Annotated in this window: 11 protein-coding genes; 3 read left to right on the plus strand and 8 right to left on the minus strand. The window is 56.5% G+C overall.

Annotated elements, in window-relative coordinates:
• From DFR30_RS14700 to gatC, 8 genes are all read right to left on the minus strand, one after another.
• On the minus strand, nt 1–5,587 hold a 5,587-nt coding region (locus tag DFR30_RS14700; RefSeq protein WP_165869204.1), incomplete at its 3' end, for a calcium-binding protein.
• 477 nt (nt 5,588–6,064) lie between these two features.
• The gene (locus DFR30_RS12415; protein WP_132973703.1) at nt 6,065–6,664 is read right to left on the minus strand and encodes a hypothetical protein; all 600 of its coding nucleotides are present in this window, start codon (nt 6,662–6,664) and stop codon (nt 6,065–6,067) included.
• A gap of 146 nt (nt 6,665–6,810) precedes the next feature.
• A complete protein-coding gene (locus DFR30_RS12420) occupies nt 6,811–8,178 on the minus strand; it encodes an HlyD family type I secretion periplasmic adaptor subunit (RefSeq protein ID WP_132973705.1) in 1,368 nt (455 codons plus the stop codon).
• A complete protein-coding gene (locus tag DFR30_RS12425) occupies nt 8,175–10,340 on the minus strand; it encodes a type I secretion system permease/ATPase (RefSeq protein ID WP_132973707.1) in 2,166 nt (721 codons plus the stop codon). The genes DFR30_RS12420 and DFR30_RS12425 overlap by 4 nt, the downstream gene beginning before the upstream one ends.
• Nucleotides 10,341–10,627: 287 nt before the next feature.
• Entirely contained in the window at nt 10,628–11,509 is an 882-nt protein-coding gene (hslO, locus tag DFR30_RS12430) for an Hsp33 family molecular chaperone HslO (RefSeq protein ID WP_132973709.1), read from the minus strand.
• A gap of 55 nt (nt 11,510–11,564) precedes the next feature.
• Nucleotides 11,565–13,004 (minus strand): Asp-tRNA(Asn)/Glu-tRNA(Gln) amidotransferase subunit GatB, encoded by a 1,440-nt coding sequence (gatB, locus tag DFR30_RS12435; RefSeq protein ID WP_132973711.1) that lies wholly within the window; start codon nt 13,002–13,004, stop codon nt 11,565–11,567.
• A gap of 15 nt (nt 13,005–13,019) precedes the next feature.
• On the minus strand, nt 13,020–14,474 hold the full coding sequence (gatA, locus tag DFR30_RS12440) for an Asp-tRNA(Asn)/Glu-tRNA(Gln) amidotransferase subunit GatA (protein WP_132973713.1): 1,455 nt from the start codon (nt 14,472–14,474) through the stop codon (nt 13,020–13,022).
• Between the two features lie 11 nt (nt 14,475–14,485).
• A complete protein-coding gene (gene gatC, locus DFR30_RS12445) occupies nt 14,486–14,773 on the minus strand; it encodes an Asp-tRNA(Asn)/Glu-tRNA(Gln) amidotransferase subunit GatC (protein ID WP_132974478.1) in 288 nt (95 codons plus the stop codon).
• Nucleotides 14,774–14,972: 199 nt separating this feature from the next.
• Between gatC and DFR30_RS12450 the strand changes: the two genes are divergently transcribed.
• The 3 genes from DFR30_RS12450 to mreD are packed head-to-tail and all read left to right on the plus strand — an operon-like array spanning nt 14,973 to nt 17,429.
• Nucleotides 14,973–16,019: a rod shape-determining protein gene (locus tag DFR30_RS12450; protein ID WP_132973715.1), complete on the plus strand. Its 1,047-nt coding sequence runs from the start codon at nt 14,973–14,975 to the stop codon at nt 16,017–16,019.
• Between the two features lie 49 nt (nt 16,020–16,068).
• The gene (gene mreC, locus DFR30_RS12455) at nt 16,069–16,944 is read left to right on the plus strand and encodes a rod shape-determining protein MreC (protein WP_279386920.1); all 876 of its coding nucleotides are present in this window, start codon (nt 16,069–16,071) and stop codon (nt 16,942–16,944) included.
• Nucleotides 16,941–17,429, plus strand: coding sequence for a rod shape-determining protein MreD (gene mreD / locus DFR30_RS12460; protein ID WP_132973719.1), 489 nt, complete (start codon nt 16,941–16,943; stop codon nt 17,427–17,429). The genes mreC and mreD overlap by 4 nt, the downstream gene beginning before the upstream one ends.

Here is a 17,429-nt window from a genome sequence, read left to right on the forward strand (position 1 = left end):
GATCAATAGTGTCATAACCGCTGGTGCCGGCAATTATATTCGCGCCTAAACCGCCATCGATGGTTTCCACACTGTTGCTCGCATCGAAACGGCGCAGGCGGATGGTGTCGTCCCCGTCACCACCGAGGATAGTATCCAAGCCAGCATCGCCATTGAACGTGTCGTAGGCCGAATCTGTGCCATCAATCCGGAAGGTATCATTACCGTCGCCGCCGTTGAGTGTATCTCGGCCCGTACCACCAATAATGGTGTCGTTTCCACCGTTACCACTGATCGTATCATTACCGGCCAAACCATCAATGACATCATTCCCCCCCGAGCCTGCCAGTGTGTCGTATGCCGATGTCCCTGTGATGGTTTCACCACGGCCAACTAACGCCATCATCTCCGGCATGGTAAGCACTGTGCCGTCCGCAAAACGGAATTGCTCTATGCCAACACCCAGGTTATCTGACACGGAACTCAGATAATCCCGATCCGGATTACCGCTTCCACTGATTCCACCTTCACCGCCTTCACCCCGACCACCACCACGCGGGACATCCAACGCATTGGGAATCACCACGCGCACGGTCCCACCACCCGGCAGCGTAATATCCAGGGTCGTATTGACAAGAGTTTCTTCGGGCCATTGCTGAAGGAGGTCATCGACCTGCTCGTTCGCCGGCACGATTTCACCAAAGGACACCGAAATATCCGGGAGCGCGACACCTGCTCCGAACTCAACCGTATCCTTCTCTATAACACCTGCATCATAGAGAGGCTGAAGAGCGACATAATCATTTCTGGGAATATTCGGCGGCAACGAGGGCAGCGTGTCACCTTGAAACAGCCGTGTTTCCCAGTCGTCAAGCCCCAGCGACTGGTAATACCAGCTGGTGTAGCGCGTCACTTCCGGAATTTCCCGGTCGATTTCCAGTACCCCCGAGTCCGCAATAATATCGGCACCCGGCTGGCCAGCCAGAATCATATAGGTATCAGCACCACGTCGACCATCCAGGTAGTTGATACCCACACCACCACTAATCACGTCGTTGGCCTCACTACCCAGCAAGACATCATCCCCGCTGTTTCCGTACAGAAATGCACCAACATCACGCGGATCCGGCGGACCGTCAAAACGGAGTGGGTCCAGCGCCGAGAAGTTGCTCCACCCGCTGCTCGAACTCACGGTGACAATATCATTACCACCACCAGCATCCACAACGGAATACCCCCAGGTATCAATGCGGTTATCTGAATTACCGGCGACGATCTCTTCGAGAACCAGATCCAGATTTACCTGGTACTGGCGCTGTGCTACTGGCGCGAAGTCGATACCAAGGCTGCTGCCTGTCCCGGCGCCGCCTGATTCGTACACCCAGGTACCGAGACGCTCCGGGGTACCACCAGATCCCAGGTTCAGACCAGCCCCACCGCTAGTGTCATCGGACAATACTTCAACCAGCGTAGCGCCCAAAGGCACCTGAACACCTGCCGCGCCACCCGTCGGGTAAAAAGTGCCATCTCCCAACTGCGCCAGCGAGATCGAACCCGGCTGACTGTTAAATTGCGCACGCTGGACCGTGCCATCCGTGATCAGCGTGATAGTCCGCTGAAAATCGTCGGATGCTCTGGCAATGAGCGGGGCATCCGATACCTGCTGCGCGACAGCATAGGTATCCCGAAAGAAGTTGGTCGTTACTGTATTGAACCCGTTATTGGTTACCGTTCGCAGCAGGCTGCCATCCGCGGCCACCTGGTAACCTTGCTCACCTAACGTGGTATAAAACAAAGACTGCACCGTGTCACGGTAGCTCTGGAAGGCCGCGTCAACGGTCGCCGTCGTCGGGGCTGCTGTTTCCAGGCTTGAAAGCAACGCACTTTCGCCCTGCGCGGTTCCCACCTGCCAGCTCTGGCTGCCGAGCGCATAATCTTCGATGCGCAATCCCTGTGCCGAGCCATTGAGCCTGACCAGCAGGTCATCGCCCTCGCGCCAGACGGCCAGATCCTGCAAACCGATACCGTTGCCCAGCGACAGCCGGCTGGTGCCGCTGGCGGTTTCGATAACCTGATCAAACCCCATACCCCAACGCAGTACGTAGGTATCCTCGCCCTCGCCGCCAATCAGGGTGTCATTACCCGTACCGCCATCCAGCGTATCATTGCCGATACCACCATCAAGGATATCCGCGTCAGCGCCACCAAACAGCGTGTCATCACCCTCGGCACCTGACAAGGTATCATCGCCTGACAGCCCATTGATGCTGTCATTACCGGAAGTCCCGAAAATACTGTCATTACCGAGCGTGCCATCGACCTGTAGCGGTAACGGCGCCGTACCGATCAGGTCTGTGTGCGACAAGACTGTTCCGTCATCAAAACGGTATTCGTCAACGACACCTGTCAGACCGTCCTTGATCACGACACTGTCCGTGCCTTGCGCACCATAGGCGATTTTCAGGTAATAACTGCCGTCATCACCCTGGAACTGGGAGAGCTGCAAACTGGCCGCTGTGATGCCGGGGCCGAACACAAGTGCATCGCGCCCCGATGTATCGATAACAGCATCATTACCATCGCCGAGGGACACCTGGTAGGCATCATCGCCGGCTCCGCCGAACAGGCTGTCGTTACCTGTGCCGCCAATAACCGTATCGTCACCTGTACCGGCATCCACGCGATCATCACCGGCCCCACCGTCGATCACGTCATTGCCGCCTTGCCCAAACAACCGATCACCCCCATCACTGGACGCACTGCCCGTATTGAAACCTGATAACGTATCAGCCTGATCGCTGCCATAAATGGTGTCACCGCCAATCGTGCCACGCAGATTGACACCTGGCGCCAGCCGCATCAATGCAGCCTGGTCAAGTAATTGACCACCGATGCGGTAGCTACGGGAACCCGCCAGAAATCCCCCCTGGAAAGAAATACTGTCAGAGTCGGTATAGGACAAGCCCAGATATTGCCATCCATCAGCACCCTCACTCTGGGAAATTTTCAGATCGGAAGATTCTGCCGTCTCAAACTGTATTTCACCACCGACTGACTCTGCCACCTGGTCACGACCATCACCGGCATTGAAGACAACGGTATCTTCATCATCGATAAACAACGTATCGTTACCGGCACCACCCTCCAGGGTATCTGCACCTTCGTTACCGTATAGCGTATCAGCGCCCGCCCCACCCTCTAGCAGGTCATCACCCTTGCCTCCCTGAAGTTCATCATCACCCGAACCACCAAACAGGAGATCCTCGTCCAGACCGCCAAACAGAATATCGGTACCCGCCCCACCTTCCAGCAAGTCAAAGCCGCCACCGCCCTGTAATTGATCGTTCCCTTCACCGCCATACAAGTTATCGTCGCCATCATCCGGGGTCTCGTTACCTTCACCCCAGTCGCCGGCGATAATATCGTTACCTGTACCGCCATAAAGCGTGTCGTCACCGTACCCGCCGCGCAAGCGGTCATTGCCTGCACCACCGACCAGCTCGTCACTCCCGTCCAGATTTTCCGGCAAATTGTATCCGGAAAATCCCTCCATAATGTCACCGGTCAAATCGTCGTTTCCGTCACCACCATTCAGATAGTCATTTCCTGCCTGACCAAACAGGCCGTCATTGTCCGCACCGCCCAGCAAAATATCGTCGCCACCGTCACCCGCCAGAATGTCGTCGCCTGCACCGCCATTGAGGATGTCATTCTCCCCTTCGGGCGTGAAATCGATTGTCATCCATGGCGTAACGGTGCTTGCAAACACCGGATAATCGCCGTCATAGTCAAAATTCAGTGTCCAGCTCCTGGGATCTGCGGTAAATGATGTTGTTGCAAGTGTGACAACCGAATCCCCGACAAGAAAATCATTCCCGTCACCGCCTGACAACACATCGCTGCCTGCGTTGCCCGTTAAAATGTCGCTGCCCAGCCCACCATCCAGTGAATCATCACCGCTGCCACCAACCAGCAGATCCCCGGAACCGTCACCGGACAGGCTGTCGTTACCGGTTTCCCCGAGCAATACATCGCGCCCGTCTCCACCGAAAACCGCATCCACACCACTACCGGCCTGGATATAATCTTCGCCGGCACTCCCCCACAGGATATCGTCACCGGCATCGCCACGGATATCATCATCACCGCCCAGTCCATCGATCAGGTCGTTTCCAACCGTGCCCAGGATCTCTTTATCTACGACCTCGCCCGCGACCACCTTCCGATCATCATCGGGTGTACCGACGATAAGCGGGGAAAGCGGCGGTCCCTGTAACGGCGTCAGCTGGATACCCAGATCCCCGTCGGTAAATTTCCGGATTACAAGACCACCGTCCAGGCCGGCAATAGACAGCTCATCAGCCACCAGGGTATAGGTGATACCATTATCATCACGGTAAACATTCCCATTGGTGGTTAACTGTTCACCACCCGCCAGGGTCTGGCCATCAAACTGAATCCTGCCAACTCCATCGGCATCAAAGATCGTATCCACACCGTCGCCGGCGTTAATGACATAGGTATCGTCACCCTTCCCACCTTCCAGGTAATCGTTACCCTTCCCCCCCGTTAACGTATCGTTACCGCCATTGCCATACAGACTGTCTTCCACCACACCGCCCGACAGGGTATCCCCGGCATCACTACCGAACAGGAAGCGCCGGGCAGGATTGCTGCGGCTAGTGTTGCTTTTCAGGACAAGCCCTTCTCCCACATCTTCGAAGTAACGATCACTCGCACGTTGCAGAATCGTTTCATCCTTCGCATACAGGCGATTCTTCAGGCTCAGGAAGGCCGAACGGTCTGCCAGCCAGGTGTCGGTGAACTGGTCGGCGTTCAGCTCGCCACTGGCGTTAAAACTCGCATACAGATCAGCCGTACCCACGATGGCGAAGGGATTGAGGTTATCCAGGGCATAGCGGTAGGCCAGGCCTTCCGCAGTATCCTGGCTGGAGGCATCGGACACTGTATCGAAGGTAACAACACGCAGGCCCTGGTACTCGGGCTTGAGTGCCGGGGTGGCTGCTTTGGGATCGACGTATATCGTCTGCTGGATGGCCTGGATGCGGGTGTAAAGTGCATCGCGGTTATCAACAGCCACCTCCGCACCGGCACCAAACAGGTCGCCCACTGCGTTGACAATCGCTTCCAGGCTTTTGTTGGCCTGGTTGGAACCGAACTTCAGGGTGGGGGTGATTTCGGCCAGGGTGAGGGTTGAGTCCAGACTGCCGAGGAAGTCGTAGACGGCCAGGGCGTCGGTCAGTTCGTCCTTACTGTGAGCATCGATGACACCCTGATTAGCCTTCTCCGAAAAAAGCGTTAAAAAGTTTTGTTGAGGACCTGGCACAAATCCAATACCACTCACCACATCACCCGGGACGTCGAGATGGGACATGATGGAACCGTTCCAGCTACTGCCAATCGGCCCAGTGATCGGGCCGATGGGCGCATTGCTCAGTAGACTGAAAAAACCCTCGCTGGTGAGACCTGTGCCGAGTACGTCAAACCCAGGGGCGTTATAGGTATATACACTATTGACCATGCCAGGCGCCAGCCGGCTCATCATCATTGCCAACTGTCCACCCAGTGAATGGCCGGCAACGCTCACAGATTGCCCTGTCAGTAAGCCAGTGGCAATTCCTGTGGTGGTGCTTACAGTTTGGAAATCTGGATCATAGGTATATTGGACTACTGGATTACCGGCGGCGCCCTCTAGCCGCTGCAAATAATTGAACAGCGCAATGCCTTGGGAGATCGCAATACCATCAGCCCCCACATCGCCTACGTTGGTCAACCAGTCGTTCGCACCCGAAAAACTGAACAGATCTTCAGTGCCTCTAATGGCAAAATACTTGGTGCCTCCCTTATCGAATATCGTTGCTGAGAATCCAGATGGGTCAGTGATTTGGTCGATGACGGTGTAGGTTGTTGCGAAGGTATTGGCTTGTGTTTTAGACATACCAGCAGCTTCAAGTTTATCTGTGTAAGCTGTACCAGAAATACCCGACGTTAGGCCTAGCGCATATGCCGCAACGGACAGTTCTGCTTGTTCAAAATAGTCTGTGATTGTTGCCATGACCACTCCTTAGTCAGAAGACGTTTCAGATTTTAATAGTTTGCCGTAAAGATCACGGCTAAAATTTTTATCATTAATAAACTTACACGAGTCTGCTACGTTGTTTGGGCTAAGATTCCGCCTTATCCAGCCACCCCAATAACGAAAAGTAGTGACTTCTGCCAACACATTTTGGCTGATTCTTTCCTTTACGGGAGAAGTATCTTTATCAATAGCAAAAATCGATGAGTAGCGTTCTACTTTGCCGCCAGATTCATCTAGTTCTTTAACCCAGAAATCATGGTTAAGGTAGCCATTTTTATTAAACAACTTTGACCCTCCTTGCTTATCCCAATATTCCGCCGGCAACTCAACCGTCCGGTACACTTTTATTCCGGCCTCGGTGGAACAGAGATAGTTAAAGTAAATACTGCCAGCGATTTCATCGGCGAAGGGGATGAAGAAGATTAATAGGAAGACCCCCAAACCACCCACAAACCTAACGCCGCCAGGTTTGAATCGCTTGGCAACCTTCACTGCAATCCAGAGGGAAACAGGTAATAGAATAAGAATCAGCCATAGTGGACCGGTCAGAACAACAAAGCCGAGTAATGCTTTTATAAGATCCATATCAACCTGCCTTTTTTATAAAACCAATTTTCCGGAAAATGTCAGCCGCATGCCATAAAGACAAAAAACTTTGATAAGAAAGTAATTACCCTGAATCGAAACAATTCACCCACTCTCAACACTTATTCAAATGACTTATCTCGTTACTATCGCTCACCCATACTTTCTTCCTTGTATCGCAACAAGGGGCTCATGATGAACTCAATCAGCCTGCGTTTTCCGGTTTTCACTTCCACGGTCACCGCCATTCCCGGCGTGAGTTTTACCTGCTTTTCTCCAACCTGAATCACTGACTGCTTCATGAGTACACGTCCAGCGTACACAAGCCCCTTTTCTTCATCTGTAACAGCATCATTGGATACATCTATAATTTCAGCATCAATGGTGCCGTATCGAGTAAAAGGAAAGGTTTCGATTTTGATTTCTGCGATTTGACCTTCGGCTACAAAACCGATGTCTTTATTGAGAATCCATGCCTCAACTTCAAGATTTTCACTCTCCGGAACAATTTTCATCAGTTCCTGAGCTGGTGTCACAACACCGCCTATAGTATGAACAGCCAGTTGCTGTACGACGCCGGACACCGGGGCAGTCATGTGTTGTAATTTAGTGCGTTGAGCCGCCTTGACGCGCTCTTTCTCCAACTGATTAATGCGCCGCTCGGCTTCGGATAGGCGGGTGAGCAGCCGGCGCCGAAATTCGGACTCCAGTGCCTGGCGCTGTTGCTTCGCTTCGCGGATCGAGGCTTCAACCTGTTTGATGCGGTTTTTCTGTGAAGCCAGATCCTGTTGTTGCGCTACGCGCTCTTCTTCAAGTTCGAGCCATACTTGCTGGGAGCCGAGTTGTTTGACGACCAGGCTTTTCAATGCTTCCGTGCGGCGAGTGATAAGCGGGAGGGTGGTTTCGAGCTTCTTAACTTCATTGCGCGTCGCCGCAAGATCTGCTTGGCGGCTCTCAATGGCATTATCCTGGGCTGCCCCACGCGCCAGGTGTTCCGACCATTCGCTTCTGAGCATCTGCTCCTGCAAGGCGATGGCTTCAGCACTCGCTTCCTGAGAAAGCGCCGGTGGAAGCTGCAAGCTTGGGGAGGATGATCGATTCGACGCTAGCGGGTTCAATGTCAGCGCTGCTTCATCCGTCATCTGAGCCAGTTGCCGGTATCGGGCGTGTTCCAGGCGTGCATCGTCCAGCTCCATTTCCAGACCACCCAGGTCGGCCTGGGTTGACGTAGGGTCCAGTTCGATCAACAGGTCACCCGCCTCTACCCGCCGGCCTTCGTGCACGTGAATCCGGCGCACCACTCCGATCTCCATCGGCTGGATGACCTTGACGCGCCCACTGGGAATAATCTTGCCCTGCGCGGTAGCGACGATGTCGATCTTGCCGAACAACGCCCAGAGAACCGCAATCGAGAAAAATGCCATGACGGACCAGGCAATGGCACGACCAGCCGGTGAAGGCGGCTTTTCCTGGATTTCCAGCGCGGCTGGCAGAAATTCGAGTTCGTGGCTCATACGGGCTTCCGCTTCACCACTTGAACACCCTGTCCGCTTTGCAGGGCATGCAGACTGGCGTACTGGCCCTGGCGTTTTAACAGGTCTTCGTGTGTGCCCTGCTCGGTGATTTGACCCTTCTCAAGCACGATAATGCGATGTGCCACCCGCACGGTCGATAAACGGTGGGCAATAATAATGACCGTGCGCCCCTTGCAGATCGCCTGCATGTTCTGCTGAATGATGCGCTCGGACTCGTAGTCCAGCGCACTGGTGGCTTCGTCGAAGATCAGGATGCGCGGATTGGTGACGAGTGCCCGGGCAATCGCAATACGCTGACGCTGGCCGCCGGACAGATTGTCGCCGTGTTCACCGACGATAGTGTCGTAACCTTCCGGCATTTCCAGGATAAACTCGTGTGCACCGGCGAGTTGTGCTGCCTGGATCACGGCTTCCATCGGCAACCCGGGATCGGCCAGCGCGATGTTTTCCCTGACGGTGCGGTTGAATAACACGTTTTCCTGCAGCACCACACCGATGCGGCGGCGTAACCAGGCGGTATCGACCTGAGCGATGTCTACACCATCAATGAGTACACGTCCACGTTCCGGGACATACAGGCGCTGAACCAGTTTGGCGAGGGTGCTTTTGCCGGAACCCGAGCGGCCCACGACACCGATGACTTCACCCACGCGGATATCCAGCGAAACGTCTCGCAGGACTTCCGGGCCGTCACTGCGGTAGCGAAAACTGACCTGGTCGAACTGAATCCGCCCTTTAATGCTCGGTAGCGACAGGCGTGACTGGTCGTAGCCCGGCTCGGTGGGTGTATTCAGGATATCACCCAGTCGTTGAACCGAAACGCCGGTTTGCTGGAAATCCTGCCACAGCTGAACCAGGCGAAGTACAGGACCACTGACACGGGCCGCCAGCATGTTGAAGGCAATAAGCTGACCGACGCTGAGATGACCCTGGATGACAGCACGGGCACCGATCCAGAGAATCAACACCACGACCAGCTTGTTGATCAGGCCCGCAACCTGGTTCGCGATGTTATTCAGGTTCGCTGCCTTGAAGCTGGCGCCAACGTAGCCCGCCAGCTGTTCTTCCCAGCGGTTTTGCATCTGCGGTTCGATGGCCATGGACTTCAAGGTCTCCATGCCATTCACCGATTCCACCAGGAAGGCCTGGTTTTCCGCCCCGCGATTAAACTTTTCGTTCACACGGGCGCGAAGGATGGGGGTCACAAAGATCGATAACAGAACGTATGCAGGGATCGATGCCAGCACGACCCAGGTGAGCGTGGGGCTGTAGTAATACATCACGGCAAGAAAAACAAAGGTGAAGAACAAATCGATCACCAGGGTCAATGCCGAGCCGGTAATAAAATTGCGCACGTTTTCCAGTTCGCGGACGCGCGCGACAGAATCACCGACACGGCGCGCCCCGAAGTAGCTCATGGGTAAACTGATCAGGTGGCGATACAGCCTGGCGCCCAGTTCCACATCCACGCGATTGGCTGTATGTGAAAACACATAGGTACGCAGACCGCCGAGGACGACTTCAAAAATCGATACCACGATCAGGCCGAACGCCAGTACGTCAAGCGTGGTCAACCCCTTGTGTACCAGTACTTTATCGATAACCACCTGGAAAAATAGCGGTGTAATCAGCGCAAAGAGCTGGAGGAAGAAGGACGCGATCAGAACTTCTGAAAAAAGTTTTCGGTATTTCAGGATCGCCGGGATAAACCAGCGAAAACCGAACAGGGTCTTTTCATCGCTCAGCAAGGCGCGGCGTGTGACGAGAATCAACGAACCGTTCCAGGCGGATTCAAACAACGCCCGGGGGAGTGTTAGCGGGCGCTTTTCCAGCGGGTCCTGGACCAGGACGCGCTCGGCATCTACTTTGGCCAGCACGACCCATTGCCCGTCATCTTTCTGCGCCAGGGCGGGAAGCGGGGTTTTTTCCAGCTTTTCCCAGCGACTGGAAACTTGTCGCGCCTTTAACCCCAGGTGACGGGAGGCGCGAACGATATCGTCAGACGACAGTTGCGCATCCGCGCGGGCAAACCGGTGCCGGAGCTGCCCGGCCTCAGCGGCTACCCCAAGAAAACGCGCAATCAGAACCAGGCAACTCAGGCCGGTATCCGGTGACGCTTCGGAAGAAATCGTATGCGGCATCCTTGACCACTCGATTTTAGTCTTGTTTTTCGCCTTCCTTGTTCAACTCAATTCCGGCTCCCCCAAACACGGAAACTATTTCAGGATAGCTCGCGTGTTCCCCACGCCAACTATGCACGGACAAGCCGGGCGTATCAAGCCTTCCTTACAATCGCAAATAATCTACCCACTCAGGTCGCAAAGCATCACCGTAAAATTCTGGATCCCGGCATGCGCCGGGATGACGGATTTATCAGGATTTTCCTTGTAATTCGGCTCCTGGCCTCTTCGATGCGCCGGTAAATGCCCTAGTGCCGTGTCGGCGGCACTTCCGGTTGATCTGCTGCGGCGAACAAACGCTCTACATCGACGGCATCATACGAATATGACTGGGCGCAAAACTCACAGGTGACATCAATCCCGCCCTGTTCCTCGAGGATGTCACGCACCTCGTCATAACCCAGCCCGCGCAACATGCTTTCGATCCGCTCACTGGAACAGGAACAGCGGAAGCTCACCGGCTCACTTTCGAACAGGCGGATATCTTCTTCGTGGTAGAGGCGGTGCAACAGTTCCTGCGCGGACAAGCCCAGTAACTCTTCGTCCGTCAGGGTTTCACCCAGCATGACATCGCGGTTCCAGTCTTCCTCGTTGTGAGACTCGCGCGGCAACTGCTGCAATAACATGCCGCCTGCACGTTCATTGTCTGCGGCCAGCCACAGACGTGTCGCAAGCTGTTCCGAACGGGCAAAATAGTGTTCCAGGGTTTCCGCCAGGCTTTCACCTTCCACCGGCACCATACCCTGGTAACGTTCACCGCCGGTGCCGGGGTCAATCGTTATCATCAGGCGCGCTTCACGGGTCAGCGCTGAAAAGTCCATGCCCTCGACATCGCCATCCCAGTGCACGATGCCTCGCATGGTGCGTGCGGCCGTTGCCTCGATGACCAGCAGGCTGATCGGGCCGTTGCCCTGCAGTTGTAACTGGAGGTAGCCGTCGAACTTGATGGTGGCCGACAGCAGGACCGCGGCGGCCATCGCCTGCCCCAGCAGGTCACGTACGGGCTCGGGACAGGGCTGGCGTTCCAGCACGGCGCGCCAGCTGGCATCCAGCCAGACCAGTTCGCCCCGCACGTCGGTATTTTCGAAGACGAAGCGGCGCAGGCAGTCAGTGTCGGTGGTTTTTGTCATATCGTGTAATGGATGCCGGCCTGCGCCGGCATGACGGAAACAGGGGTGATTGAATCTAATCCCCGGACAACAGTTTTTTGAGGATCTTGTTCACTTCACCCGGGTTGGCCTTGCCCTGTGTGGCCTTCATCACCTGGCCGACAAAAAAGCCGAGCAGTTTTTCCTGCCCGCCCCTGTACTGCTCGACCTGCTTGGGGTTGTTGTCCAGCACGTCGCGCACCATTTTTTCAATGGCGCCGGTATCGGTGATCTGTTTGAGGCCTTTCTTTTCGATCACCGTGTCGGCATCGCCTTCACCCTGGCACATGGCTTCGAATACCTGCTTGGCGATCTTGCCGGAGATGGTGTTGTCGCTGATGCGTTTCAGCAGGCCGCCCAGTTGTTCGGCGCTGACCGGTGAAGCGTCGATATCGAGTCCTTCACGGTTCAGTAAACCGGACAGTTCACCGGTCACCCAGTTGGCAGCCAGTTGGCCTTCACCGCCCGAGGCCTCGACCGCCAGTTCAAAGTAACTGGCCATTTCCCGGCTGCCGGTCAGCACCACGGCGTCGCGGTGCAACAGTTCGTACTGTGTGATGAAACGTTCGCGTTTGGCATCCGGCAACTCCGGCAAGGTCTTGCGCACCGATTCGATAAAGTCATCGTCGAGGATCACTGGCAACAGGTCCGGGTCGGGAAAGTAGCGGTAGTCGTTGGCTTCTTCCTTGCTGCGCATGGAACGTGTTTCGTCGCGATCGGAATCGTACAGGCGGGTTTCCTGCACTACTTTACCGCCGCCCTCGATCACATCGATCTGGCGTTCGACTTCAAAATTGATGGCACGCTCCACGAAGCGGAACGAGTTGATGTTCTTGATCTCGGCACGGGTTCCGAATGCTTCCTGGCCTTTGGGACGCACCGACACGTTGGCATCGCAGCGGAATGAACCCTCCTGCATGTTGCCGTCGCAGATTTCCAGGTAACGCACCAGCGCATGGATCTTTTTCATGTAGGCGACGGCTTCTTTTGCCGAGCGCATGTCCGGCTCGGACACAATTTCCAGTAACGGGGTGCCGGCGCGGTTCAGGTCGATACCGGTCTCACCCTGGAAATCTTCGTGCAGGGACTTGCCGGCATCCTCTTCGAGGTGCGCGCGGGTAATGCCAATGCGCCGGGTGGTGTCGTCTTCCAGGTCGATATCGATGTAACCGTCGTGCACGATGGGTAGCTCGAACTGGCTGATCTGGTAGCCCTTCGGCAAGTCGGGGTAAAAGTAGTTCTTGCGTGCAAACACTGAGCGTTTGGCCACCGTGGAGTGTGTGGCAAGACCAAAACGCGCGGCCAGTTCAACGACTTTTTCATTCAGCACCGGCAACACACCCGGCAGCCCGAGGTCCACCGCGCAGGCCTGCGTGTTGGGCTCGGCGCCGTAGGCAGTCGAGGCGCCGGAAAAAATTTTGCTCACGGTCGACAGTTGCGTGTGTATCTCCAGCCCGATGACGACTTCCCATTCCATACTCAGGATTCTCTCTTATTCGTAGCCCGCGGGGCGCCGGGTGTGCCAGTCGGTGACCTGCTGGTAGCGGTGCGCCACGTTCAGCAAGCGGCCTTCTTCAAAATAGTTACCGATCAACTGCAGACCGACCGGTAACCCGTTTACCAGGCCGGCGGGAACAGACATGCCCGGCAGACCGGCCAGGTTCACGGCGATGGTGTATATATCCGACAGGTACATGGTGACCGGATCATCGGACTTCTCGCCAAGTTTAAATGCGGTTGTCGGTGCCGTCGGTCCCATGATGACATCGACGTCTTCAAAGGCCTTGACGAAATCATCCCGGATCAGGCGACGAACCTGCTGCGCCTTCAGGTAATAGGCATCGTAGTAACCGGCCGACAGGGCATAGGTACCGATCATGATACGGCGCTTCACCTCCGCACCGAAACCTTCTCCGCGTGAACGCGTGTACAGGTCATCGAGGTCTTTCGGATCATCACAACGATGGCCGAAGCGCACACCGTCCATGCGCGACAGGTTGGAGGAACATTCTGCCGGTGCTACCACGTAGTAGGCCGGCACCGACAGACTGCTGTTCGGCAGGCTGATGTCCTTTACCGTGGCGCCCAGTAATTTGTACTCTTCGATGGCGGCTTCGATCGCAGCGCGGACGTCTGCGTCCAGGCCTTCATCGAAAAATTCTTTCGGCAGGCCGATGACCAGGCCGTTGAGGTCCTGCGCCAGCCCGGCCGTGTAATCGTCCACCGGCCTGTCGATACTGGTGGAGTCACGCGGGTCGAATCCGGACATGGCCTGCAACAGCACGGCCGCATCCGCCGCGGAACCCGCAAACGGTCCGCCCTGGTCGAGGCTGGAGGCGAAAGCGATCATGCCGTAGCGTGACACGCGCCCGTAGGTCGGCTTGAGGCCGGTGATGCCACACAGGGCCGCCGGCTGACGGATCGAGCCGCCGGTATCGGTGCCGGTAGCCAACGGTGCCAGGCGTGCCGCCACGGCAGCCGCCGAACCACCGGAAGAACCGCCGGGTACACGTTCAGGGTCCCAGGGATTTTTCACCGGGCCGTAAAAACTGGTTTCATTGGACGAACCCATGGCGAACTCGTCCATGTTGGTCTTGCCCAGCATCACCGCCCCGGCCTGCTTCAGCTTTTCGCTGACGGTGGCATCGTAGGGCGCCTCGAAGTTATCCAGCATGCGCGAACCGCAACTGGTGCGTACGCCATCGGTGCAGAAGATATCCTTGTGCAGGAACGGAATACCGGTCAGCGGACCGGCATCGCCGGCGGCAATGCGCTGGTCAGCCTCGCGCGCCGCCTGCAGCGCCTGCTCGGCGGTCAGTGTCACCACGCTGTTCAGTTCGCCATCGAAACGCTCGATACGGTCAAGAAAATGGCGGGTCAGCGCTTCACTGGTCAATTCACCGGCGCGCAGCCCTGCGGCCAGTTCGGAAAGACTTTTCTGATGCATAAACGGCCCTGTTACTCGACGACGCGGGGAACCAGGTACAGGCCCGATTCGACACGCGGCGCGACTTTCTGGAACTTGTCCCGCTGGTTTTCTTCGGTTACCACGTCCGGGCGCAGGCGCTGGGTGGCGTCCAGCGGGTGGGCCATGGGCTCGATACCCTGGGTGTCCACGGCATTCAACTGCTCGACAAAGGCAAAAATATCGGACAGGCTGCGCGCATAGGTGGCATTTTCGGCCTCGTCCACGCCCAGCCGCGCGAGGTGCGCGATGCGGCGTATGGTGTCCTGGTCCAGTGACATGTTTCCGGTCTCGACTGCGTTTTCGGGAAGACGCGAAAGGTAGCATATTTGCCCATGCGATTGCAGGCGCGTGCCGCGCCTGTTCCCCGCTGTCGACATTTCGGACAGGCAAGCTTCTTTCAGGCGCGATATTTGCTTGCCCATTGAGGCATGCGTTGTTAGATTACGTTCTTTTACCAAGCTACGGATTCAGCACCTAATGTTCAGAAGTCTGATGGGGATGTTCTCCAACGATCTTTCCATTGATCTGGGGACAGCCAATACCCTGATTTACGTGCGCGAGCAGGGCGTCGTGCTCGATGAGCCCTCGGTGGTCGCGATTCGCCAGGATCGCGGACCGGGCGGCCCCAAAAGCATCGCCGCGGTGGGTGCCGAAGCCAAGGCCATGCTGGGCCGCACGCCGGGCAATATCACCGCCATCCGGCCACTGAAGGAAGGCGTCATCGCCGACTTCACCGTGACCGAGAAAATGCTCCAGCATTTCATCCACAAAGTGCACGAAACGCGTTTTTTCCGTCCCAGTCCGCGGGTGCTGATCTGCGTGCCCTGCGGTTCCACCCAGGTAGAACGGCGTGCTATCAAGGAATCGGCCGCCGGCGCCGGTGCACGTGAGGTATACCTGATAGAAGAACCTATGGCGGCCGCCATTGGCGCCGGCATGCCGGTGGATGAGGCGCGCGGTTCCATGGTGCTGGATATCGGTGGCGGCACCTCGGAAGTAGCGGTGATTTCCCTGAACGGTATTGTGTATTCCGCCTCGGTACGTATCGGCGGCGACCGCTTCGATGAAGCCATTGTCAATTATGTACGACGAAATTATGGCACGCTGATTGGCGAGGCCACGGCAGAAAACATAAAGAAAAAAATCGGCTCCGCCTATCCCGGTGCTGAAATGAAAGAGCTGGAAGTAAAAGGCCGCAACCTGGCGCAAGGTGTACCACGCAGCTTTACGCTTAACAGCAATGAAATCCTGGAAGCCCTGCAGGAACCGCTGGCCGGCATCGTCGGAGCAGTCAAGACGGCATTGGAACAGACGCCACCGGAACTCGGGGCCGATGTTGCCGAACGTGGCATTGTTATTACCGGCGGCGGCGCATTGCTGCGCGACCTTGATCACCTGCTAATGGAAGAAACCGGCCTGCCAGTGGTCATCGCCGATGATCCGCTGACCTGTGTGGCGCGCGGCGGTGGCCGTGCGCTGGAACTTCTCGATGAGCGCGGCGGCGACCTGTTTGCGGTTGAATGATCGCTGAAGCCGGTCGACATGACCGGATGGAGTAGTCGCTATCAAGCAAATCTTTACCGCAGGCCCACCGCTACTGGCCCGTTTGCTTGGCGTGGCACTGCTGTCCATCGCGCTGATGACAATCGACCATCGTCAGCACCACCTCGACAGCGTACGCAGTGCCCTGTCCGTCGTAGTCTATCCCCTGCAATTACTGGTTGACCTTCCCGGCAACACGATTGACTGGTTTCGTGAATCGCTGTCCACCCGGCGCCAGCTGCAGGAAGAAAATTTCAGCCTGCGCAAACAACAGCAGGTACTGAACACCCAGCTCCAGAAGCTGGAAGCACTGGAAGCGGAAAACCGTCACCTGCGCGCATTGCTTGATTCATCTTTCCAGGTCGGCGAGCGCCCCATGCTGATTGCTGCCCTGCTGTCGGTGGACATGGACCCTTACCGCCACCAGATCGAGATCAACAAGGGCAGCCTGGACAACCTGTTTGAAGGCCAGCCCTTGCTCGACAGCCGGGGCATCATGGGACAACTGGTTCACGTTGGCCCTTTCACCTCGACCGCCATGCTGATTACCGACCCCGCACACGCCATTCCGGTGCAGGTTAACCGCAATGGCCTGCGTACCATAGCGCTTGGAACCGGTAAATTCGACCAGCTGGAGTTACCCAACATACCTAACAATGCGGATATTCAGGTGGGCGATTTGCTGGTGAGTTCAGGGCTCGGCGGCCGTTTCCCGCCGGGTTACCCGGTTGCCGAAGTTACCGAGGTCGAACATGATCCCGGACGCGCCTTTTCCCTGGTGCTGGCGAGACCACGCGCTCAACTGGACCGCAGTCGTGAAGTGCTGCTGGTGTGGCCGGAACAGGTCGAGCGTCCGCCCGAGCCTGTCGATAGTGATGACCCCGCCGTGCAGGAGAATGCGCCATGAACATGTCACGATCACACGGGGGCATTGTCATCCTGATCACCTTCGCGCTGGCGATGATACTCACCATTATCCCCTTGCCGGACAGTCTGGCCCGCCTGCGCCCGGACTGGGTCGGACTCACTCTGATCTTCTGGTGTCTGACACTGCCTTACCGGGTCAGTGTAGGCTCCGGTTTCCTGGTCGGTCTGTTACTCGACGTACTCACGGGCACGCTATTGGGACAACACGCACTGGCGCTCAGCCTGATTGCCTACGTTTGCGTACGACTGCATGCCCGTATCCGTGCCTACCCTGCCTGGCAGCAGACCCTGACCGTTCTGGTACTACTGGTTCTGCACCAGCTTGTTGTTTTGTGGGTTGACCGTACCATTGGCCGACCCGGGCACCCCCTCACCTACTGGCTACCCTCGCTCATTGGCATGCTCCTGTGGCCGCTGGTTTTTCGCTGGCTCAACTCTGTGCAGCGCGCATTCTCCGTGCAATAA

This window comes from Thiogranum longum, assembly GCF_004339085.1.
In the GTDB taxonomy this organism is placed as follows: Bacteria; Pseudomonadota; Gammaproteobacteria; order DSM-19610; family DSM-19610; genus Thiogranum; species Thiogranum longum.

What these genes read in the sequence shown, in the direction of transcription:
- gatC (WP_132974478.1), bottom strand. Translation starts at nt 14,773, where the DNA reads ATGTCACTGGACCAGGACACCATACGCCGCATCGCGCACCTCGCGCGG.
- DFR30_RS12425 (WP_132973707.1), bottom strand. Translation starts at nt 10,340, where the DNA reads ATGCCGCATACGATTTCTTCCGAAGCGTCACCGGATACCGGCCTGAGT.
- DFR30_RS12415 (WP_132973703.1), bottom strand. Translation starts at nt 6,664, where the DNA reads ATGGATCTTATAAAAGCATTACTCGGCTTTGTTGTTCTGACCGGTCCA.
- DFR30_RS12450 (WP_132973715.1), top strand. Translation starts at nt 14,973, where the DNA reads ATGTTCAGAAGTCTGATGGGGATGTTCTCCAACGATCTTTCCATTGAT.
- DFR30_RS12420 (WP_132973705.1), bottom strand. Translation starts at nt 8,178, where the DNA reads ATGAGCCACGAACTCGAATTTCTGCCAGCCGCGCTGGAAATCCAGGAA.
- mreD (WP_132973719.1), top strand. Translation starts at nt 16,941, where the DNA reads ATGAACATGTCACGATCACACGGGGGCATTGTCATCCTGATCACCTTC.
- gatA (WP_132973713.1), bottom strand. Translation starts at nt 14,474, where the DNA reads ATGCATCAGAAAAGTCTTTCCGAACTGGCCGCAGGGCTGCGCGCCGGT.
- gatB (WP_132973711.1), bottom strand. Translation starts at nt 13,004, where the DNA reads ATGGAATGGGAAGTCGTCATCGGGCTGGAGATACACACGCAACTGTCG.
- hslO (WP_132973709.1), bottom strand. Translation starts at nt 11,509, where the DNA reads ATGACAAAAACCACCGACACTGACTGCCTGCGCCGCTTCGTCTTCGAA.